This is a genomic window from Natronomonas sp. (genome assembly GCF_046710025.1).
GTDB lineage: Archaea > Halobacteriota > Halobacteria > Halobacteriales > Haloarculaceae > Natronomonas.
Map to the genome: position 1 here is coordinate 1 of NZ_JBKEGK010000026.1, position 19,118 is coordinate 19,118.

Below are 19,118 nucleotides of genomic sequence, written 5' to 3' on the forward strand. Positions count from 1 at the left end.
CCGCGGCGGAACAGGAGCGGAGCGAACCGATCGAACCGGGGTCGCCGTCGCTTGAGAACACCGTTTTCGTTTTGCTTGGCGTCGTCCTCACGCTGTTCATTATTTCACGGCTGATACTGGGGTAGCCGCGCTGAACCGAACAGCCATCAGGACCCGGAGGTGAGTACTGCGAATCGATCGGTACTGTTGGCCATTGCGGAGGGTTGAGGAGGGGTCGAATGGCGAGGGCATACACGCGACAATGACGAGGAAGTGGCTCGAACCGGATCGGACGCTGTCCCGGTCTCACACTCGTCGTCCGAAGCGTTAACCACCGGGCGGCCTTACCGAAACTATGGCGGAACTGTTCGGGCTGTCAGTGCCGTTTACTCTCGTCCTCCTCGGGGCGGCGCTGATGGTTATGGAAGCATTTGCCCCCGGCGCCCACTTCATCGTCGTCGGAATCGCGCTACTCGCGGCGGGACTCGCCGGACTCTTGATCGGCAGCTTCCTCCCCGCGGCGGCGCTTCCGATCGTGCTCGCCGCGGTCGTTCTCGTGGCCGGCGGGGCGGCGCTGTACGGCTACCGACAGTTCGATTTCTACGGCGGCAAGGGGTCCGGACAGACCAGCGACTCGGCGTCTCTCCGGGGCAAGACTGGCCTCGTCACCCAGCACGTCACGAGAAGCGACGGCGAAATAAAGCTTGAGGGCGGTGGTTTCAACCCCTACTACCAGGCTCGAGCGCTTGACGGAGAGATAGCGGAGGGTGAGGAGGTGATGGTCGTCGACCCCGGCGGGGGTAACGTCCTGACCGTCGAATCCGTCTCGGCCTTCGAGGACGACATCGATCGCGAACTCGCAGCCGAACGTGCGCGCCGCGATGGCGAGGTGAGCGATCCCGACGACAGCGAAAAAAGCAATCCTACCGACCGCGAGCGCAAACGGGAGGACAGAACGGCGGACGACGACCGCGACCGCGACGGCGAACCGGCCTGATCAGCCGAGCCGCGCCTCCCACTCGTCTGCCGGCATCGAGTCGCCCGTGACGCCACCCGACGTCTGTTCCAGAAGCGACACCGCGGCGTCGTCCATCACGTCGGGATCGGGGATCGACTCGCGCTCCTCCGCGTCGAGGTGGTCCCAAAACCCCGTTTCGACGCGGCTGCCGGGATCGAGACAGTTGACGTTGATATCGGGTTCGAGTTCGAGGGCAAGCGTCCGCGAAAAGCCCTCTAAGGCCCACTTCGAGGCGACGTATGGTCCCCATCCCGCTGACCCACGACGGCCGAGCCCCGAGGAGATGTTGATCACGTTGCCTGACTCCATGTTCCGGGCGGCGTGTTTCGAGCAGAGGAACGCTCCGGTGACGTTTACATCCATGATCTGCCGCCAGTCGTCGACCTCGACCGCCGTGACGTTGCGCAACTCGTCGTAGAGGCTCAACATGCCAATAGCCGCGTTGTTGACGAGACCGGTGAGGTCGCCGTAGGACTCGATCGCTTCCTCGGCGAGCATCTTGACATCACCCTCGTCGGTCACGTCCGTGGGGACGACGAGCGTCTCGCCGTCGGCAGCCTCGGCGACCGCCTCAAGATCCCCCCGACTCCGCGCGGCTAAAACTGTGTTCGCCCCCTCGCGAGCGATCCGCCCGGCCATCGACGCGCCCAATCCCCGACTCGCCCCGGTCACGATCACCGTTTCGTCGTTGAGCCGTCCCATGTCTCTCTCTCTGTCGGCGACGACAAAAACGCGGGGGGGTTCGAATCCCGTAGTATAGAGCGTCGTGAGTACTCCTCGACGAGCGTCGGTTCGAAGTGACGCTCGCGGGCCACCGATCACAATTGTCCTATCTATATGCGCCGTAGATCGCTTCAGTACGCGGCCCCGGAGGGGCCGTTCCCATCCGTTTCAGAGCCGTTCGGTGTGTCCTCGTTTGCGGCTCCGTTATCCCTGTCGCTGTCGTCCGTGCTCTCGTCTCCGCCGTCTTCGCTATCACCCTCTTCGCTATCACTGTCTTCCGCCCCGACACCCGGACCATCACCGTAGCGGACTTCCGTCCCACTCGCCACCGGCCGGATGAGGTACGTCCCGTTCCCACGTCGAAACGGCGCGAAGTCGGCGATGAAGTGTGTCGTCTCTCCGGCCCGGATCTCGAACGCCTGTTTGAATTGCAGCGGAGCGGACCCGGGTGTCTCGACGGTCGCCTCCTCGCTGCCTTCCACGAGGACGCCGGTCGTCCCGCTCACGTCCAACTGAAGATACTCGTACTCGCCACCCTCGAGTTCCGTCTCGCCGACGAGTCTGGTCTCGCCGCCCTGCAGTTCGACGAGGTCCGCCTCCTGGGTATTCTCGAACTCGATGTACTCACGCCCGGCGCTCTCGCCGACATCGCCCTCGTCGCCCTCGTCCTCGTCGATATCACCGTCGTCGTCTCCGTCCCCGTCGTTATCCCCGGCTTGGCCGTCACCGTTGCCGTCCCCGGTTGCGGTATCGGTGTCGCCGTCCGTTGCCGTTCCGTCCTCGTTTTCCGAGGTGTCGTCACCCTCGCTGTCCGGGGTTTCGTACCCTTCCTCGCCCGTGCCGACGGGTTTGACCCAGATCCCCTCGATCGTCACGACGAGCGACTCGAAGTCGCCGATGTCGTTCGGCTGGTCAGTAACGCTTGTCGAGAGGGTCCCATACGTGTCAGTCGTGTTACTACCTCCATTACCGCTGTCGTCGCCGCCACCGGGCGATGTATTTCCGTTTCCGCTACCCGTACAACCGGCCAATGCGCCGGTCGAAACGACCGTGCCGAGCGCTTCGAGATACCGTCGTCGGTCCATACCGAACGAACCCTATCCGACAGCATATCCCTTCTGGCCGATTGTCGTGGCGATCGGGCCCCCTAACATAGATTATAGTACACGCGCTCAAGGAAAAATTATTCATCGGCCGACGTAGACGCACTATCTGGGGACAGTCGGTGTCGGCGCGCCCTGGATGTGGGTGACACCCACAGATCGTACTGCCACCGCCACGCGGCTCCGCCATTCCAACGCGCCCACGAAAGTTGAGTTACTGTTCCCCCACCGCCTCGCCCTCGCCCTCATTGCGTTCCTGATACGTCTTCAATAGAGTCCGAACTACCATCGGCACGTGCTCAGATACGTATTTCCGATGGGCTGACCGGTTAGAATTGAAGGGTATTTATACCATAACCCGAGTCTAAATAGCTGGGAATTAGCATAAATAGTGTGTCTTTACGCGTTATACAGACGAATGGAGCCGGGAAACGCACGATCATTGACCGTGGTCACGACCTTCGTTACTCCTCTCGGCTCCGCTTTCCACCGTATAGCTTGCCGCGTCCCCGGCTTTAGGTAATACCTCGGTAGCTACGGGTGTATCCCAGTGAAAAAATGACGCAGTGGCGGGCGCGGTTACTCGGCGGAAATGACGTCGTCGATACGGGCGATCATCGTCGCCGCCTCAGTGGCGGATTCGACAGCCTCGTGCTTGACCGCGGCGGGGTCGAGGATGCCGTGCTCGACGGGGTCGCCGACGTCCCCGGATTGCCCCTCACTGATGAGACCCGCGCGGCCCTCGGCGTCGTGGGTCGATCGGAGTTCAACCAGGGCGTCGATCGGGTCCATGCCGGTGTTCTCAGCGAGCGTCCGCGGCAGGACATCGACGGCGTCCGCGAACGCCTCGATGGCGAGCTGTTTTCGACCTTCGACGCTCGCGACGCTGGTCCGGATGTGATCGGCGATCGCGATCTCGGTCGCGCCGGCGCCGGGGACGACGCCGCCGGCGTCGAGTGCGGCGGTGACGACGTCCAGCGCATCCCTGAGCGCGCGCTCGAGTTCGTCGGCGACGTGCTCGGTGCCGCCACGGGCAAAGACTGTGACGGTCTCGGCTGCTGCGCCGCCCTCGACGAACGCGAGGTCGTCGTCGCCGAAGGAGTTGACACGGACGGCCTCAGCGTTGCCGAGGTCGTCGCTCTCGAAGTCGTTCAGCGTGCCGACGGTCAGGGCGCCGGTCGCGCGGGCGATCGAGCGGGCCTCGTCGTCGTCGACGGAGTCGAATGCGAGGACGCCCTTCTTGGCGAGGTACGATGCGACGAGGTCGTCAACGTCGCCCGTGACGAACGCGACGTCGACGCCGGCGTCGGCGACGGTTTCGGCGTAGCCGCGGAGTTCGGACTCCTCGGCCTCGATTGCGGCGTTCAGCTGGTCGACATCGGTGATATCGTACTCGGCGTCGATCTCGGCCTCTTGGACCTCAAGATCGAGGTCGAAGACCCCGATAGAAGCGTCCTCGACGGCCGTCGGCATGTCATCGTGGAGCGGCTCCTCTTCGCTGATGACGCCTTGGACGAGTTCGGTGGCCGATGCGCCGGCCCCGGTCTGCGTTCGAAGCGTGATGGCGTCGCGATCGACGACGTCGTCGCTTCGGACCTGCTGGACCGCGGCAACGACTGTTTCGGCGAGGGCTGCGGCGTCCATGTCGCCGGTCCCCTTACCGGTCATGGACGACTCGGCGACCGCGGCGAGGCTCTCATCGTCGAGATCGTCCGCAAGCGTGATGTCCGCGATGGCCTCGACGGCGAGGCTGGCGGCCTCTTGATACCCTTCGACGATCGTCGTCGGGTGAATGTCGTCGTCGATGAGGTCCTCGGCTTGGGCGAGCAGCTGTCCCGCGAGCACGGAGGCGGTCGTCGTCCCGTCGCCGACCTCCTCCTCCTGTGTCTCGGCGACCTCGACGATCATCTGAGCCGCGGGGTGCTCGATGTCCATCTCCTGGAGGATCGTCGCACCGTCGTTCGTGATGACGACGTCCCCGGAGTCCGAAACGAGCATCTTGTCCATCCCGCGCGGGCCGAGCGTCGTGCGTACCGACTCACTGACGGCCTTCCCGGCGGTGATGTTCGACGACTGGGCGTCCTTGCCCCGGGTGCGTTCGCTGTCCTCGTTGAGAATGAAAAGCGGCTGTCCGCGTCGCTGACGCATCTGCTGTGACATGTTCAGTTAATATGTCGTCAGCGGTTCTATATAAAACCTTCGTAACAGCCGGGACACGGTGGGGCTTCGAGGGGTCGGATTCCGGTGGGTTTTTACCGGCGGTCGTGGATCGCGACCGCCCGGTCGGCTCGCGCTGAGAGCCCCCGTGGGTTCCGGCTGGGGTTCGGGTCGGTGTAGCGGGCCCAGAGCCCATCGACGTACCCGCGGCCTCCGCCGAGGGCAACCTCCCGGCCGTTTCCGAACCAGGACGTCGGCTTGGCCTCCCCCCGGATGACATCCCGGAGCGCCCCGGCCGCGTCAGCCCCTGCGTGCCGAAGCGTCCGAAACTGGACCGTCGGGTGGATGCCGTAATTCTTGGCCAGCCGATAGGCGAGTGAGCGGTACCGTGCCCGCCAGTCTCGTTCGGTCGTTCCGCCGTCCGTGGCAGCCTCCTGTGCGACGCACATTCCGGCCGACCAATCGACCTCGGAGCCGATCCCGGCGACCCGATGGGCTGCATCGCGGGCGCCACCCACCGCGAGGTACTCGTCGAACCCATCGAGTTCTGCCAGGAGCTCTCGGGTGAACGCGACGTTGCCGCCGTTGAAGTATGTGACCTGCCGGCCACGGATCCGCCTAGATTCGACCGTATCGGTCGCGACACCGGCGTCAAGCCGCTCGTGTGTCGGGCCGGTGACAGCGTCGGCCCTGGAGAGCGCCTCCCGAACCGCTTCGAGCCACCCCGGCTCGACCGCCATCGTCGGCGCGAGGAACCCGACAGCGTCGCCTCGGGACCGATCCAATCCGGCGTTTCTGGCGACGTTGACGTTTCGCTCGTCGATCTCCACCAAGACGTCGACGTCGGTCCGCTCGCGCACCATCCCACTCGTGCCGTCGGTAGACGGTCCGTTGACCACGACGACCTCATGGGCCCCCTCGCCGGCGATCGACTCAAGACAGCCCCGCAACTGATCGCGGTCGTTTAGCGTCGGGACCACTACCGAGACATCCATATCGGAAATAGCGTTGCCGACCGTCAAAAGTGCCGTGTTTGTGCGCCGCTTTCACGACGGTCACTCTGGAACGCGGGCGTTCCAGTAGGAGACGGTCGCGATCCGATCGCCGATTTCGGTCCCGCGAATCGCTGTATCCGCGGCCCGGAACGGCCGGGCGACCCACCTCGGGATCGCCCGGTAAAATCCGTAGGGGAGAACGAAATCGTGGTCGGCCTCGGCGAGTTCGAGGCCGGCACCGACGATGAGTTCCATTGCCTCCCGTTCGGAGTACAGCCGCGACCCCATCGGGAGCGCCCAGTTGTACGTCGATCGGGCGGAATAGCGCTTGAACGTGTCGAAAAACACCTGTCCCTTCGCGACCCGTCGCATCTCAGCGATGAATCCCTCGGGGTCGGGGGCGAGGTGAAAAAACCGCATCGCGAACACGGAATCGAAGTGATTGTCCGGGAACGGCAACCGCCCGGCGTCACCCTGCATGAACGACAGCGATCCGTCGACGCCGACCGAACGGGCTTTCCGCCGGCCCTGTTCTAACATTGCCTCGGAGATGTCCATCCCGACGATGTCGGCACCGCGGTCGGCGAGCATGACGGTGAACCGACCAGTTCCACAGGCCACCTCGAGGACACGCTTGTCTTCCACCGGACCGAGAGCGTCCAGGACGGCCTCCTTCTCGCGGCGATCGATAAAACGGCCGCCGCCGGAGAACCGCTTGTCCTCGTAGGACTCCGCGACGTCGCTCTCCTGATACCACTCCTGTCCCTTCACACTATGCCGGTCGACCCGCCTCGATTATAAAAGGATGTGGATGCGCGGTGCCGGACGGCCCGGCCCCGATTTCGAATATATAAGGACTCATTATACACCTTGATTCTCTGTATTGTTTTGTTATACATATAGCGAACGTTTACACGTGTGTTCCGTGCACACGCTAGTATGAGCACCACCACGGAGGACCGCTCACGCCAAGCCGAATCGCCACTCGCAGATCCGGAGTTCCGCGAGACGCTCCGGGAACTCCCCCCCAGCGCCAAGTTGGTCGCGAAGGTACTTGAGGACGCCAAGCCTCTCTCACAGGGGCAACTTGCCGAGGAATCGCTCCTGCCGGATCGGACTGTCCGTTACGCGCTCAACCGTCTCGAAGAAGAGTCCCTCGTCGAGTCGCGGTACTCCTTCCACGACGCGCGAAAACAGGTGTACTTCCTCGTCGCGTAGTCGTCTAGGGAGTCTCCGACCGTCACTCCGTCCCGTCGAACCCGACCCGTCGAGCGTCGGCGCTCGCCCGCTCGGCGGCCGTCTCGAGGTCGAACGTCGTGACGGCCTCGCCGTCGCGGATGAGCGGCTCCAACAGCGAGTCGGCATCGGCCGGCGCGTCGGCGTCGGCCGCCCCGATGTGGTGTCCGCCTTCCGCGGTCCGATAGACGGCTTTTGAGCCGGGGAGCTTTCCCCGCTTCGCCGTCGATTCGCCGTCGACCTCGACGATATCGAGAGCGAAATCGATGGGGTTGGCGTTCGTGATATAGCTCCCAACGCCGAAGCCGTCGGCGACGTCCCGGAGCTCCCGTATCGTCGCCGGCGTGATACCCCCGCTGACGAAGATGTCCACGTCGTCATGGCCGGCCGCATCGAGTTTCCACCGCGTCTCCCGGATGATATGCCGGAAGTCGCCGCGTCGCGAGCCAGTGGTGTCGAGTCGGACGCTGTCGAACCCCAACTCCGCGGCCCGGACGGCCTCATCGACCTCGTCGTCGAAGGTATCACACAGCGCGATGCGCGGCACGTCCGGGGCGACAGCCTCGTCGAACGCGCGCCAGGCGTCCTCTTGATTCCCCGGCCCGAAACAGAGCATCAGCGCGTGCGGCATCGTTCCCGAGGCGTCCCGGTCTATCAGGTCACCGGCGGCGACGTGCGAGAAGCCCTCGAACCCCCCGATGAGAGCACTCCTATCGACCGTCCCCGCGATGGAGGGGTGGACGTGTCTGGCTCCGAAGCTCAAAAGCGACGTCTCGGGGGCGGCCCGCCGGGCCTCCAGCGCGGCTGTCGCCATGGCCGAGGACTGTGAGAGGAATCCGAGCAGTGACGTTTCGAGCCGTGCGAACTCGAGGTAGGGCCCCTCAACCCGCAGTACTGGGCCGCCGTCGAACAGCGTCCCTTCGGGGAGGGCGTCGGCATCAACGGTCCGCCCCTCCAGCAGCCCGGCGGCATCGGCCACCCCGGCAAACAGCTCAAACGCCCCGGTCGGGAACTGGTCGGCTGTCACCTCGGCGACGACGTGCGGGTTCCGGTCGGCGTGTTCTAAGGCTTCCTCCGTCCGCAAAAAGTACGCGTCCGTCGCCCGCCCCTCCGCGATGGCGGCCTCCGGAACGATGTCGAACATACTAACACGTCTTGCCGGCTGCTCGAAAAAGCTACTCTTCGGGGTCGCCGTCCCCGGAGGGGTCGGGGGTCGGTTCCGTGACCGCCTCGAGGAGGGCGTCCTCGTCGACCGCGAATCCCTGCCGGCCAAAGAAGGCTGCGACGTTGTGACAGTCCCGCTCGAGGAACTCCCGGCTGTTTGGGTGGTGGACCGTGACCGCCTGGCCCAAATCGAGCAGGCAGAGTTCGCCCTCATGGATGACGAGGTTGTACTCCGAGAGATCACCGTGAATCAACCCGGCGGCGTAGAGTCGACGCATGTACTCGCGGACGACTCCAAGGGCCGTCTCGGGGTTCTCGATGTCGACCTCGTTGAGCCGCTTTGCGCGTTGAGCCTCCCCGCCGAGGTACTCCATCACCAAGACGTTCCGCTCCATCGCGATCGGTTCCGGCACCCTGACGCCGGCCTTCCGCGCCCGCTCGAGGTTCGCAAACTCCTTTTTCGTCCACGCGACTACAACCTTCTTTTTGTCCGAACCGATCCCCTCGAAGCGGGGGTCCCCGTCGAGATACTCCCGCATGTGCTGAAAGTCCGAAGCGTTGATCCGGTACACCTTCACCGCGACCTCGCCGTCGGGGGCTAACGCCGTGTAGACGTTCGCCTCCTTGCCAGTCGAAATCGGGCCGCCGAAGGCGTCGATGTGGCCGTCTTGGACGAGCTTGTACAGCGCTCCCAGCGTCGCGTCGTCGAAGACCGACGCCTCGACTTTGAACTGCTCGGTGTTTTTGATCCGTTTTCGGAACTCGAGGAACTCCCGGTCCTGCCGGCGGGCGATGCGGTCGGCGTCCGTGTCGGCGACGTCGATGTCTCCCCACTCGTCGCCGTCGACCCCATCCTCAGGTTCGAGCAGGCCGTACTCCTCGCTCATTCATCGTGAATACGCCCCGGCGATTGAAATGGGCACCGGTCAGTGGCGTCCTCCGGTCGCGCCCTATCGGTCGTCGATCGGCGTGACCGACAGGTCCTTGGGGCCGACGTAGCGGGCGCGCGGCCGGATGAGTCGGTTGTCGTCGTACTGTTCGAGGATGTGAGCAATCCAGCCGCCGACGCGGCTCATCGCGAAGATGGGCGTGTAGATGTCGACCGGGATTCCCATCTGGTAGTACGTCGACGACGAGTAAAAGTCGACGTTCGGCGCGAGGCCCTTCTCCTCTGTGAGGTACTCCTCGATCGCGACCGAGTAGTCGTGCCAGTGTGGCGTTCCGGCGGCCTCACCGAGGGCCTCGGACTCGCCGGAAAGGATCTTCGCGCGCGGGTCCTTGACGCTGTAGACGCGGTGGCCGAAACCGGGGACGCGATCGCCCGCGTCGAGGCGGTCCTCAACCCACTCAACCGGATCCTTTCCGGAGTCGTCGAGTTCGAAAAGCGCCTGCATCACGTCTTGATTCGCGCCGCCGTGGAGACTCCCGGAAAGCGTCCCGACCGCGGACGTGACCGACGCGTGGAGGTCAGAGAGCGTCGAGGCAGTCACCGTCGCCGAAAACGTCGAGGCGTTCAGGCCGTGATCGGCGTGGAGCACGAGCGCCATGTCGAACGTTTCCGCGAGGACGTCGTCGGGCTCCTCGCCGTTGAGCATGTACAGGAAATTGCTCGCGTGATCGAGATCCTCGCGGGGGGCAATCGGATCCTCGCCGTCGCGAATCCGCGAGAAGGCCGCGAGCGCGGTCGGGATCTTCGCCGTGATCCGGCGTCCCTTCCGGAGGTTCGCCGCCTCGTCGGTCGGCTCCGCGTCGACGTCGGGGTCGTACGCGGAGAGGTTCGAGACGATGGTCCGAAGCGCTGCCATCGGCTCCTCGTCGGCCTCGGCGAGTTCGCGGACGAGCCGGTGGACGCCGTCGTTGAGGCTGCGTTCCTCGGCCATCGAAGACTCGAACACGGAGAGTTCCTCGGCGGCCGGCAACTGGCCGTGCCAAAGCAGGTACAGGACCTCCTCGAAGCTCGCGTTCCGGGCGAGATCATCGATCGTGTACCCGCGGTATACAAGCTCTCCGGCCTCGCCGTCGATGAAACTTAACGACGATTCAGCGACCAGAACACCTTCCAACCCTTTTTTCAGCTCCTCGGTCATATGCTGTCGATTCCTATGGACGGAAGAAAAGGGTTACCGTTTGCATGAACGATTGTTACCATTCCCGTCGCCCAAATGGCATGTCGGTGGCGGAAACTCCGGCGGTTATCAGTAGGTCTAATAACGGTCACGATACGAATTTTAGTAATGACGACCCTCGGCACCGCGAGCGCACCGCCCGGCGAGATGGATATCGGGCGGCTCCCGGTCGGCGAAGCACGCGATGGCTCCGACGTCGGACTTCCAGTTGCGGTTATCAACGGCCGCCGCGATGGCAAGACATTGTTCATGCAGGCGGTCTCTGACGGAGACGAACTCAACGGACTGGGGGTCATCCGCCGCGTCGTACCGCAACTCGACCCCGAAGAGATAGCCGGAGAGATCCTGATCGTTGGCATCGCCAACTACTATGGCTTCCTTGTCGGCGAACACCGAAACCCGATCGACGACACGAAGCTCAACCGGACGTTCCCGGGCAACGAGTCGGGGACGGCCTCCGAGCGGATCGCCGCCGCGGTCTTCGAGGCCGTGACGCGGGCGGATCTCGCGCTTGATCTCCATCAGGGATCGACCTCGTGCATGATAAACGAGACCCGAGTCCGGTGTGGCACCAGACACCGGCTTCACCGGGACTGTCTCGAACTCGCCAAGGTGTTCGACTGCGGATATATTCTCGATTTGAAGGGCCCCGACGGGCAGCTCGCGCGCGCCGGCCCCGACGAGGGCGTCCCAACGATCGATCCCGAACTCGGCGGCGCTGTCGGGTGGGACGAAACGTCGATCCAGAAAGGCGTCAAGGGCGTCTTCAACGTCCTCTATCACTACGGATTCCTCGGCGGCGAGGTTACGACCGCTCCACAGACCCGCGCGTCCAACTTCGAGCAGTACGGCTCTCCGGCGGGTGGTCTCGTGAGTTTCGAGTTCGACCTCGGTGACGAGGTCGAGCGCGGCGACACGCTATTTAGTATCACCGATCCGTTTGGCACGGTCAAAGCGGAGGTGACCGCCGACTCGAAGGGCATCCTCTGGCGCCATCGACGACTCCCACAGGTGGCGACCGGCGAGTACGTCTGTTCGGTCGGGACGAATATCGACGAGTGCTGACCGAGCCGAACGATCCTTTCCTCCGTCCGATTGTTTATATACTCGAACGCGGCCAGACTACCGCGTGACGTGAGACACGGCCGGCGGCCAACCGAGGCCGTAGCGCGGGAAATTGCCGCCGGACCCCTGATCCCGCCTGCTTGCCTAACCGAAAGCCACAGGCAACTGCCAGCCTACGCTCCGGCATGACGCTTCGCTGTCCGACGTGTGGCGACACGTACAGCGACCGGTGGCGATGCCGTTGCGGATCGCCCCTCCGGTTCGCCGAACGGCCCCTCCCGACCGCAACCCCGGGAGAGGCCGACATCGATCCGCGAGACGGGCTGTGGGCCTTTTCAGCGTTCATTCCGATCCCACGTCGGGTCTCGCTCGGCGAGGGGTATACGCCCCTCGTCGACGCACCGGCGTGGGAGGCGACGTTCAAACTCGACTACGTGTTTCCGACGGGGTCGTTCAAGGATCGAGGGGCGACCACCACGATCTCGCGCGCGGTCGAACTCGGCGTCGATCGGGTGCTCGAGGACTCCTCCGGAAACGCCGGCGCGGCGATCGCCACCTACGCCGCCAGAGCGGGTATTCCGGCGACTATCTACGTTCCGGCCACGGCAAAGGCGTCTAAGCTGCGGGCGATCCGGCGTACGGGGGCCGACATCGTCCGCATCGAGGGGGATCGCGGAGACGTGACGGCCGCGTGTGTCGACGCCGTCAACGCCGGCGATGGCTGGTATGCGAGCCACGCGTGGGCCCCGGCATTCTTCGCCGGAACGGCCACGATGGCTTACGAGATCGCCCACCAGCGCAACTGGTCGGCTCCAGATGCGGTCGTGATGCCGCTCGGACACGGAACAATGTTTCTGGGCGCGTACCGCGGCTTCGCCTCGCTGCTCGAAGCGGGCTGGATCGACCGGATGCCGGCGCTTCTGGGCGCGCAAGCAGCCGGGTACGCCCCGATCGCGAAAGCGCTTCACGGCACGGAGGCGGCCACCGGCGACAACGAGGCGGCGGACGGAATCCGGATTCGCGACCCGGTGCAGGCCGACGCGATCCTCGAGGCGATCGGGGACTCCGGTGGCGACGCCATCGCGGTTTCCGAGGGCGCGGTCGAAACCGAACTCGATCGGCTTCACGCCGAGGGGTTTTACACCGAACCGACCTGTGCAGTCGCGCCCGCGGCGCTCGAAACATTCCGCCGAGAGGGTGTCATCGATCCGACCGACGACGTTGTCGTCGCGCTATCCGGAAGCGGGCTCAAGACGTGAGCCAGTCAGCGGTCATCGCTCCGGGTGCGTTGGCCCGTCGAACCCGCCTCTGATGAGCGGTTTGGCGATGTGTCGCCGCGCCCGCGGTGGGACCTCGTACCAGCCGACTTCAAGATCGCGCTCGATCGGGCGGTCGACCGTGCCCGGCGACGAGGTGTCACAGTCCCGACACCGGTAGCCCTGGCCGCTGCCGGCCGATTCCATCGTCCGACCGCACTCGGGGCAGGTCGGCGTCGTCGGTTCGGTCGTGATGAGCCCGCGGATGGCGAACTTCTCGAGTTTCAGCGTCCCGTCGCTCACCTCGCCGCAGACGGTGACGCGGTCGCCAACGTGGAGGTCACGGACCCGATTGCGGAACCGCTTGGTCGGCTCGAACGCGACGCAGTCGATGGTCCGTTCGTCGTCGCCGACCCCGAAGAAGACGTGTCCGCCGCGACGCGTCTCCGGGGCGCTGAGAACACAACCGTCGAGTCGGTAGGCGTACCCGTCACGAACGCTTTCGAGCGTTCCGTCCCGCAGGTGGCCGTCGGTCCCCTGGTTCGTGCAAAACGTCCTCGCGCGGTCGACCGGCTCGCTCTCGATCCCCTCGGCGACGGCCTGACACGCTTCAGGATTGTCCCCGCGGATGCCGTATAGGATCGGTCCCGGCGTGCGGGGGACACAGACGACTTCGCCGGTGCCACGATCGACGGTGTCCCAGACCGCCGGGTAGCGGGCATCAGCCGCCTCAAAGACGCTGTCGGGATCGACCGCTCGGTCGGTTCCCCACCGCGACGGCTCGCGATAGGTGATCCGCTCGTAGGTCCACTCCCCGAACGCCTGCCACGCCCCGATGGCGGTGAGCGCGCCGATGATCCCGCGCCCGTTCTTCCAGCCGTGACGTCGATACCCGACGCGGTCGGCGAGCGTCTGCGCGGCCGCCCGGGTGAGGTGGTCATCGACCGCGTCTCGGGCGAACCTGACGACTGCTTCCGGGACGCGGTCGGGATCGCCCGGAGCGACGACGAGACCCGGATTGGTTCGGTCGTCGCTCGTCTCGGCGACGTCGTCGATAGTTCGGCTGGCAGCTTGGAAGGCTGTCTCGACCGACGCGTCTGTGTGGATCGCGAGCGCTGCGTTCCCCCGTGTTTTATATTCGACAGCGGGATTACACCGGATCAACAGGACCCGCTCGACGGTCGCACCGCGGCACTTGAGGCGCCGTGCGACCGTATCGGCGATGTATGTTGTACACATTCCCCGTTCGCGGGAGTCCGTGTCGTCGATCCCGATGATGGTCACAGCCACCGGTAGGCACCCCTCGGCTAACGGCGTTTCGATGCGACCTCCGGCCAGATTTAATCGCCGAATCGCCCGCCCGCGGGGAAACTGATTTAAATGGGAAAGCGTCTATATACCTTTATGTCCCGATCCGCACTGGTCGGCAACATCACCGCGATGCTCGAGGACGCCGGGTTTACGGTGAGTGACCGGTGTGCGATTCGTCCGAAGAGCTTCGACATCGCGGCTCGACGTGGTGACGACGTGCTCCTGTTGAAACTGCTCGCAAACATCGATGCCTTCGACGGCTACACCGGGGCCGAGATGCGTCGTCTCGGGGAGTATCTCGACGCGACGCCGCTCGTCATCGGCCTTCGGACGCGCGACGAGGAGTTGGACCCGGGCGTGGTCTACTTCAGACACGGGGTCCCGGTGTTCTCGCCCGACACGGCGATGGACCTGTTCATAGAGAAGGTCCCGCCGTTGATCTATGCGGCCCCGGGCGGGCTGTACGTCAACATCGACGGCGATCTGCTCTCGGAAGTCCGATCGAACGAGGAGATGTCGCTCGGAAAACTGGCGAACGAACTCGGCGTCTCACGCCGGACCGTCTCGAAGTACGAGGACGGAATGAACGCGAGCGTCGAGGTCGCGGCGGAACTAGAGGACATCTTCGATCGGCCGCTCGCGAGCCCCGTGGAGGTGTTGGACGGCGCCGAGGACGTCCACGACGGGGGCGAGGACCCGGAGGAACCGGAAGCGGACCCCGATGACGCCCACATCGTGACGGTACTCACCCGCGTCGGCTTCGAGGTCCACCCCACGTCACGGGCTCCGTTTAAAACGGTCAGCGAGGACGAGTCCCGCGAACGACGGATGCTTACGGGTCACTCGGAGTTCACCAGAACGGCCGAGAAGCGCGCGCGGATCATGTCCTCGGTCGGCCGGGTGACCGAAACCCGATCGGTGTACGTCGTCGACCGAGCCAAACGCGACTCCGTCGACGGGACCGCGCTCATCGAACGGGAGGAGTTCGAGCGCCTCAACGATCCCGAAGAGCTCGAGAATCTAATCCGCGACCGCAGCGAACTCGAAGCCTGAACGGCCCTCAGGAGCTACCCGATCCACGCGCGCTCGAACGCCTCGTAGAACGGTTCGTCGGTCGTGACGCGAACGTACTCGCCACCCTGTGCGACCGTCGCCGACTCGATGGCGTCCCAGTGGGACTCCAGACGATCCTTGTACCGTCGCTGTTTTCGCGGGCTGAAGTACGTCCGGAGACTCGTCTCCGTTTCGAGTCCCTCGAAGATCGTCTCGCCATCGACCGGCGGCGATAGTTCCTCGGGGGCGACAGTATGGACGACGACGACCGTGTGATCCGAAAGTGTGCCGAGGGCCGCCTCGAAGGCTTCCGGTTCGAGGAGACAATCGCTGGCAATCACCACGAGTGATCTGGAGGCGATCGTCTCAGCGTACTCCGATAGTGCCGCCTCAACGTCAGCCTGCCCGCGCAACTCGACCTCGTTCAGTCGATCGATCACCGGGAGCAACGCCCCGGTCGTCGACGCGCCCGAATCGAGACGCTCGTGGCGGTCGCCGAACGCCGACAGCCGGAAGTCGTTGTGTTCAGAGGCGAACAGATAACAGTAGCCGAGGCCGATCTTCCCGGCGAAATCGAACTTCGACCGGTCGGCGAAGGCCATCGATTCGCTTCGGTCGAGAAGGACGTGGACGGTGAGGTTTCGCTCGGTCTCGAACTGCCTGATGTACAGTTCGTCGCTTCGGGCGTACACCGTCCAGTCGATGAGCCGCGTGTCGTCGCCGGGGACGTACTGCCGGTGGTCGCTGAAGACGAGTCCTTCGCCGATCTCCGTCGAGCGCTGCTCGCCGCGCTGGAGCGCCGAGCTCCGGCGGTCGATCGTCGCGTCGAAGCGATCAAGCTCCGTCAGGAACTCGGGATCGATCGCCATCGGTTCAGAGCAACTCCGCGATCACGTCGTCCGGTGTCACGCCGTCCCGCTCGGCCCGGAAGTCCACGACGACGCGGTGGCGCAACACGGGCTGGGCGATAGCTTCGATGTCGCTCTCGCTCACGTAGGCCCGCCCGTCGAGCAGCGCCCGCGCCTTCCCGCCGACGACGAGCGCCATGCTCGCCCGCGGGCTGGCGCCGTATTCGAGTTGATCGGCCGCCCTCGTGTCGGCGACGAGTCTGACCGCCCGCTCCCTGATATCGTCGGCGATCGGCACTTCCCTGACGAGTTTCTGGATTGCTCGCAGTTCGGTGCCGGTCATGACCGTCTCGATCGGCGGTGCGGACTCGATCGTTCCCGTGTATCGGTTGACGATCGTCAACTCTTCCTCGAAGGCCGGCGGCTCGATCGTGATCTTCATCGTGAATCGATCCCGCTGAGCCTCCGGCAGCGGGTAGGTACCCTCTTGATCGATCGGGTTCTGCGTCGCGAGAACAAAGAACGGCTCCGGGAGCGCCCGCGTCTCCCCGCCCGCGGTGACCTGCCCTTCCTCCATCGCTTCCAAGAGAGCGGCCTGGGTCTTCGGCGTCGCCCGGTTGATCTCGTCGGCCAACACGACGTTCGCGAACACCGGCCCCTCCTCGAAGACGAAAACGCGGTCGTTGCCCGACTCGCGGATGACCTCCGTCCCGGTGATGTCGGACGGCATCAGGTCCGGGGTGTTCTGGATGCGCGAAAACGAGAGGTCGACGGTCTCGGCGAGCGTTCGGATCAGGAGTGTTTTGCCGAGCCCCGGCGCCCCTTCAAGAAGGGCGTTACCGTCGGTCAGGAGACAGACCAGTAGCTGTCTGACGACCGCGTCTTGGCCGACGATCCGCTCGTCGATCTCCGTCTCGACGCGCTGTATCCGCGCCTGTGCCGTCTCGATATCGATCTCGATGTCCTCGGCCGTAGCGTGATCACTCATGCGTGTTTGCCTCCTCCAGTTCGTCGCCGGTCCGCTCTTCGATGTCCATCGCCGACGCGCGCTCGCCCAAGGGCAGCTCCATCGACGGTCGCTCACCCGTCGACAAGCTCCACCCTGTCGCCGCTTGCGTGCTCTCATTCATCGGTCCCACCGCCCCGGATCCGTTCCGTGTACGCCCGCACGAGCTCGGCATCTTCGGGACGCTCTTCCTCGCTAAACTCCGCGCGGGAGGCCTCAACACGCCCCGGATCAGCGTCGAAGGAGCCGCCGCTGTAGTCGCCGCCTCCGCCGGCCTGTCCCTCGCCTTCGCCGCGCAACTGGAGCGACCGGTCATCCGTGCCGCGCTCGACCTCGCCCTCCTCGCCGAGGAGGTCCTCCCCCCCGCCCGAGCCGGACGACTCGCCGCCCGCACCGCCGCCGCCGCCAGCCCCCCCGACCGTTCCCACATCCGCGTCGCCGCCGGTACCGATCGGTGACAACCCGAGCCCTGCCACGCCGACAGTCGCGGCGCTGACGAGTGCGAGCCCGACCACGACGGCGACGAGCTGCCGACGCTGCACAAACGCCCGGCTGGAGGTGTCCTCAAGCCGCCCGAGCACCTCCCGGTAGAGCTCTACCGCTACCGGGTTGTCGACGTCGCCCTCCGCGGTGTCCCTGGCCGTCCGAAGCGCCTCCTCGACGACCGGGTTGTCCGCCTCGAACCGCTCGACGCCGAGTCGATCGTACCGGAGGAAGGCGTCGGCGACGAACCACGACACCGCGGTCAGGACAGTCGCGGCCCCGGCCCCCGTTACGGTCACTGGATCGGGGAGAATAATGCCGACCCCGCTGAGCGCGCCGGCGAGGCCGCCGGGAATCGGCACCGAGACGAGCGCCCCCGAACCGTCCCCGACCGGGGTGAGCTGGAGGGCCAGCCGGAGGACGACAAAGACCAACATCGCGTCGAGGGCGGCCTGCAGGAACGCCGCCTTCTTGGCCTCCCGGCTGATCTCCGAGACGGCCGCGAGCAGTTCCTCGCGGGGGTGTGGCTCGCGGTCGGCATTGACTGCCTGTTGCTGGGGTTCGCTCATGATCCGCTCGTCTGACACTGCTCAAGATCTGACTCTAATTGACTATTTTCTTCTCTGAGATCCGAGTTCTCGCTTTCGAGCGCCGAGACTTCGCTATTCAAGCTTGAGACATCACTCTCCAGATCGTCGATGTCGTCCTCAAGCTCGGCCTTCTCCTCTTCCAACTCGTCGACTCGCGCCCTCGCATCGGCCAGTTCGTCCTCGGCCTCCTGAAGTTCCGACTGCGCCCGGCGCACCTCCGCTCTCGCCTCGGCGAGGCTGCCCTCGGTCGACGCTAACTCCGCTTCGGTCGCACTGAGTTCAGCCTCAGTCCTATCAAGTTGGTCGAGAAGTTGCTCGCGGTCCTGCTCTCTCGTCCTGAGGGACTCTCGGGTTTCGTTAAGTTCCTGCTCTCTCGTCTCAAGTGTCGCCTCGGTCTCCTCTAGCTCCGCCTGCAACGCCTCGTTTTCGGCCTCCAGGTCGGAGTTCGTCGACTGCAGTTCCGAACTCGCGGCCTGGTACACCGCGGTCGTACCGACGAGCCCGCCGGCCGCAACGAGGAGGGCGATGAGCACCGTCGTGTCGATGTTACCGCCGATGTATCCCATGGCTACGATATCACATCTCCGAGACTATATATTTCTCCCAGGCGACGCGCGGCGACCTCGCCGAGGTAGACGAGAAGCGCGAGCGCGAGCAACACCCACCCGAACGAGCGCTGGATTGCGCGCTCGCGGGTCGCCTCGCTCCGGGTGAACTCGGCGATTGCGGCCGCCTCCGAGGACCTGAACGCCCGCCCCCCGGTTCGGTCGATGGCCGCCTCGACCGCCGACGCCTGCCCCACCGCCCCGTACTCCTCGGCGTAGTTCACGGCGTACTCGGCGTCGAGCACCGAGCCGTAGCCGACCGCCTCCGGCGTGAACGTAGCTTCGAACCGCTCGGTGTCGGTCCGAACGAAATCCAGATCCGTCCCGGTCGGCCGGGTCGGCCCGCGGTAGACCACCCTCGCCTCCGTGCCACGGCTGGCGTCGTCCACCGAGGCCACGT

18 protein-coding genes and 1 pseudogene are annotated in these 19,118 nt (G+C 65.0%); 5 read left to right on the forward strand and 14 right to left on the reverse strand.

All coding sequences use genetic code 11. The annotated features are described in order from the left end of the window. The first annotated feature begins 334 nt into the window (after positions 1-334). The gene (locus ACI944_RS03285) at positions 335-976 is read left to right on the forward strand and encodes an NfeD family protein (RefSeq protein WP_411717649.1); all 642 of its coding nucleotides are present in this window, start codon (positions 335-337) and stop codon (positions 974-976) included. On the opposite strand, the gene ACI944_RS03290 is transcribed toward ACI944_RS03285, so the two are convergent. The 5 genes from ACI944_RS03290 to ACI944_RS03310 form a co-directional block, all read right to left on the reverse strand. Next, positions 977-1,699 carry an SDR family NAD(P)-dependent oxidoreductase gene (locus ACI944_RS03290; protein WP_411717650.1) on the reverse strand — a complete coding sequence of 241 codons (723 nt, stop codon included), beginning with the start codon at positions 1,697-1,699 and terminating at the stop codon, positions 977-979. A 152-nt stretch (positions 1,700-1,851) separates the two neighbouring features. Next, a complete protein-coding gene (locus tag ACI944_RS03295; protein ID WP_411717651.1) occupies positions 1,852-2,805 on the reverse strand; it encodes a DUF4382 domain-containing protein in 954 nt (317 codons plus the stop codon). Between the two features lie 597 nt (positions 2,806-3,402). Beyond that, entirely contained in the window at positions 3,403-4,983 is a 1,581-nt protein-coding gene (thsA, locus tag ACI944_RS03300) for a thermosome subunit alpha (protein WP_411717652.1), read from the reverse strand. 92 nt (positions 4,984-5,075) lie between these two features. Next, positions 5,076-5,975 carry a glycosyltransferase family 2 protein gene (locus tag ACI944_RS03305; RefSeq protein WP_411717653.1) on the reverse strand — a complete coding sequence of 300 codons (900 nt, stop codon included), beginning with the start codon at positions 5,973-5,975 and terminating at the stop codon, positions 5,076-5,078. A 60-nt stretch (positions 5,976-6,035) separates the two neighbouring features. Beyond that, entirely contained in the window at positions 6,036-6,746 is a 711-nt protein-coding gene (locus ACI944_RS03310; RefSeq protein WP_411717654.1) for a class I SAM-dependent methyltransferase, read from the reverse strand. Positions 6,747-6,914: 168 nt separating this feature from the next. Between ACI944_RS03310 and ACI944_RS03315 the strand changes: the two genes are divergently transcribed. Then, positions 6,915-7,193 (forward strand): MarR family transcriptional regulator, encoded by a 279-nt coding sequence (locus tag ACI944_RS03315; RefSeq protein WP_411717655.1) that lies wholly within the window; start codon positions 6,915-6,917, stop codon positions 7,191-7,193. Positions 7,194-7,215: 22 nt separating this feature from the next. Here ACI944_RS03315 and ACI944_RS03320 read toward each other — a convergent pair whose 3' ends face one another. The 3 genes from ACI944_RS03320 to citZ all read right to left on the reverse strand — a co-directional run bounded on the left by ACI944_RS03320 (position 7,216) and on the right by citZ (position 10,462). Next, complete coding sequence (locus ACI944_RS03320) at positions 7,216-8,355, reverse strand: nicotinate phosphoribosyltransferase (protein WP_411717656.1); 1,140 nt, start codon at positions 8,353-8,355, stop codon at positions 7,216-7,218. A 31-nt stretch (positions 8,356-8,386) separates the two neighbouring features. Next, positions 8,387-9,262, reverse strand: coding sequence for a serine/threonine-protein kinase Rio1 (rio1, locus tag ACI944_RS03325; RefSeq protein WP_411717657.1), 876 nt, complete (start codon positions 9,260-9,262; stop codon positions 8,387-8,389). Positions 9,263-9,325: 63 nt separating this feature from the next. Next, positions 9,326-10,462: a citrate synthase gene (citZ, locus tag ACI944_RS03330; RefSeq protein ID WP_411717658.1), complete on the reverse strand. Its 1,137-nt coding sequence runs from the start codon at positions 10,460-10,462 to the stop codon at positions 9,326-9,328. A 147-nt stretch (positions 10,463-10,609) separates the two neighbouring features. Here citZ and ACI944_RS03335 point away from each other — a divergent pair, with 147 nt between their 5' ends. Both ACI944_RS03335 and ACI944_RS03340 read left to right on the forward strand, forming a co-directional pair. Continuing rightward, the gene (locus ACI944_RS03335; RefSeq protein ID WP_411717659.1) at positions 10,610-11,566 is read left to right on the forward strand and encodes a succinylglutamate desuccinylase/aspartoacylase family protein; all 957 of its coding nucleotides are present in this window, start codon (positions 10,610-10,612) and stop codon (positions 11,564-11,566) included. 185 nt (positions 11,567-11,751) lie between these two features. Then, positions 11,752-12,825, forward strand: coding sequence for a pyridoxal-phosphate dependent enzyme (locus tag ACI944_RS03340; RefSeq protein ID WP_411717660.1), 1,074 nt, complete (start codon positions 11,752-11,754; stop codon positions 12,823-12,825). Between the two features lie 12 nt (positions 12,826-12,837). On the opposite strand, the gene ACI944_RS03345 is transcribed toward ACI944_RS03340, so the two are convergent. Beyond that, a complete protein-coding gene (locus ACI944_RS03345) occupies positions 12,838-14,106 on the reverse strand; it encodes a DUF1743 domain-containing protein (RefSeq protein WP_411717666.1) in 1,269 nt (422 codons plus the stop codon). A gap of 120 nt (positions 14,107-14,226) precedes the next feature. Here ACI944_RS03345 and ACI944_RS03350 point away from each other — a divergent pair, with 120 nt between their 5' ends. Continuing rightward, positions 14,227-15,186, forward strand: coding sequence for a transcriptional regulator (locus ACI944_RS03350; protein WP_411717661.1), 960 nt, complete (start codon positions 14,227-14,229; stop codon positions 15,184-15,186). A 14-nt stretch (positions 15,187-15,200) separates the two neighbouring features. Here ACI944_RS03350 and ACI944_RS03355 read toward each other — a convergent pair whose 3' ends face one another. The 5 genes and pseudogenes from ACI944_RS03355 to ACI944_RS03375 form a co-directional block, all read right to left on the reverse strand. After that, positions 15,201-16,055: a DUF58 domain-containing protein gene (locus ACI944_RS03355; RefSeq protein WP_411717662.1), complete on the reverse strand. Its 855-nt coding sequence runs from the start codon at positions 16,053-16,055 to the stop codon at positions 15,201-15,203. Between the two features lie 4 nt (positions 16,056-16,059). After that, positions 16,060-17,022 (reverse strand): AAA family ATPase, encoded by a 963-nt coding sequence (locus ACI944_RS03360; protein WP_411717663.1) that lies wholly within the window; start codon positions 17,020-17,022, stop codon positions 16,060-16,062. Positions 17,023-17,156: 134 nt separating this feature from the next. Continuing rightward, the gene (locus ACI944_RS03365; protein WP_411717664.1) at positions 17,157-18,092 is read right to left on the reverse strand and encodes a hypothetical protein; all 936 of its coding nucleotides are present in this window, start codon (positions 18,090-18,092) and stop codon (positions 17,157-17,159) included. Then, a complete protein-coding gene (locus ACI944_RS03370; protein ID WP_411717665.1) occupies positions 18,089-18,679 on the reverse strand; it encodes a hypothetical protein in 591 nt (196 codons plus the stop codon). Before ACI944_RS03370 ends, ACI944_RS03365 begins: the two co-directional genes overlap by 4 nt. Positions 18,680-18,681: 2 nt before the next feature. Further along, positions 18,682-19,118 (reverse strand): annotated as a pseudogene (locus ACI944_RS03375) (magnesium chelatase); the annotation flags it as partial.

Excerpts from the sequence above, each read along its gene's own strand:
- ACI944_RS03285 (WP_411717649.1), top strand. The coding sequence starts at position 335 with ATGGCGGAACTGTTCGGGCTGTCAGTGCCGTTTACTCTCGTCCTCCTC.
- ACI944_RS03290 (WP_411717650.1), bottom strand. The coding sequence starts at position 1,699 with ATGGGACGGCTCAACGACGAAACGGTGATCGTGACCGGGGCGAGTCGG.
- ACI944_RS03295 (WP_411717651.1), bottom strand. The coding sequence starts at position 2,805 with ATGGACCGACGACGGTATCTCGAAGCGCTCGGCACGGTCGTTTCGACC.
- thsA (WP_411717652.1), bottom strand. The coding sequence starts at position 4,983 with ATGTCACAGCAGATGCGTCAGCGACGCGGACAGCCGCTTTTCATTCTC.
- ACI944_RS03305 (WP_411717653.1), bottom strand. The coding sequence starts at position 5,975 with ATGGATGTCTCGGTAGTGGTCCCGACGCTAAACGACCGCGATCAGTTG.
- ACI944_RS03315 (WP_411717655.1), top strand. The coding sequence starts at position 6,915 with ATGAGCACCACCACGGAGGACCGCTCACGCCAAGCCGAATCGCCACTC.
- ACI944_RS03320 (WP_411717656.1), bottom strand. The coding sequence starts at position 8,355 with ATGTTCGACATCGTTCCGGAGGCCGCCATCGCGGAGGGGCGGGCGACG.
- rio1 (WP_411717657.1), bottom strand. The coding sequence starts at position 9,262 with ATGAGCGAGGAGTACGGCCTGCTCGAACCTGAGGATGGGGTCGACGGC.
- citZ (WP_411717658.1), bottom strand. The coding sequence starts at position 10,462 with ATGACCGAGGAGCTGAAAAAAGGGTTGGAAGGTGTTCTGGTCGCTGAA.
- ACI944_RS03335 (WP_411717659.1), top strand. The coding sequence starts at position 10,610 with ATGACGACCCTCGGCACCGCGAGCGCACCGCCCGGCGAGATGGATATC.
- ACI944_RS03340 (WP_411717660.1), top strand. The coding sequence starts at position 11,752 with ATGACGCTTCGCTGTCCGACGTGTGGCGACACGTACAGCGACCGGTGG.
- ACI944_RS03350 (WP_411717661.1), top strand. The coding sequence starts at position 14,227 with ATGTCCCGATCCGCACTGGTCGGCAACATCACCGCGATGCTCGAGGAC.
- ACI944_RS03355 (WP_411717662.1), bottom strand. The coding sequence starts at position 16,055 with ATGGCGATCGATCCCGAGTTCCTGACGGAGCTTGATCGCTTCGACGCG.
- ACI944_RS03360 (WP_411717663.1), bottom strand. The coding sequence starts at position 17,022 with ATGAGTGATCACGCTACGGCCGAGGACATCGAGATCGATATCGAGACG.
- ACI944_RS03365 (WP_411717664.1), bottom strand. The coding sequence starts at position 18,092 with ATGAGCGAACCCCAGCAACAGGCAGTCAATGCCGACCGCGAGCCACAC.
- ACI944_RS03370 (WP_411717665.1), bottom strand. The coding sequence starts at position 18,679 with ATGGGATACATCGGCGGTAACATCGACACGACGGTGCTCATCGCCCTC.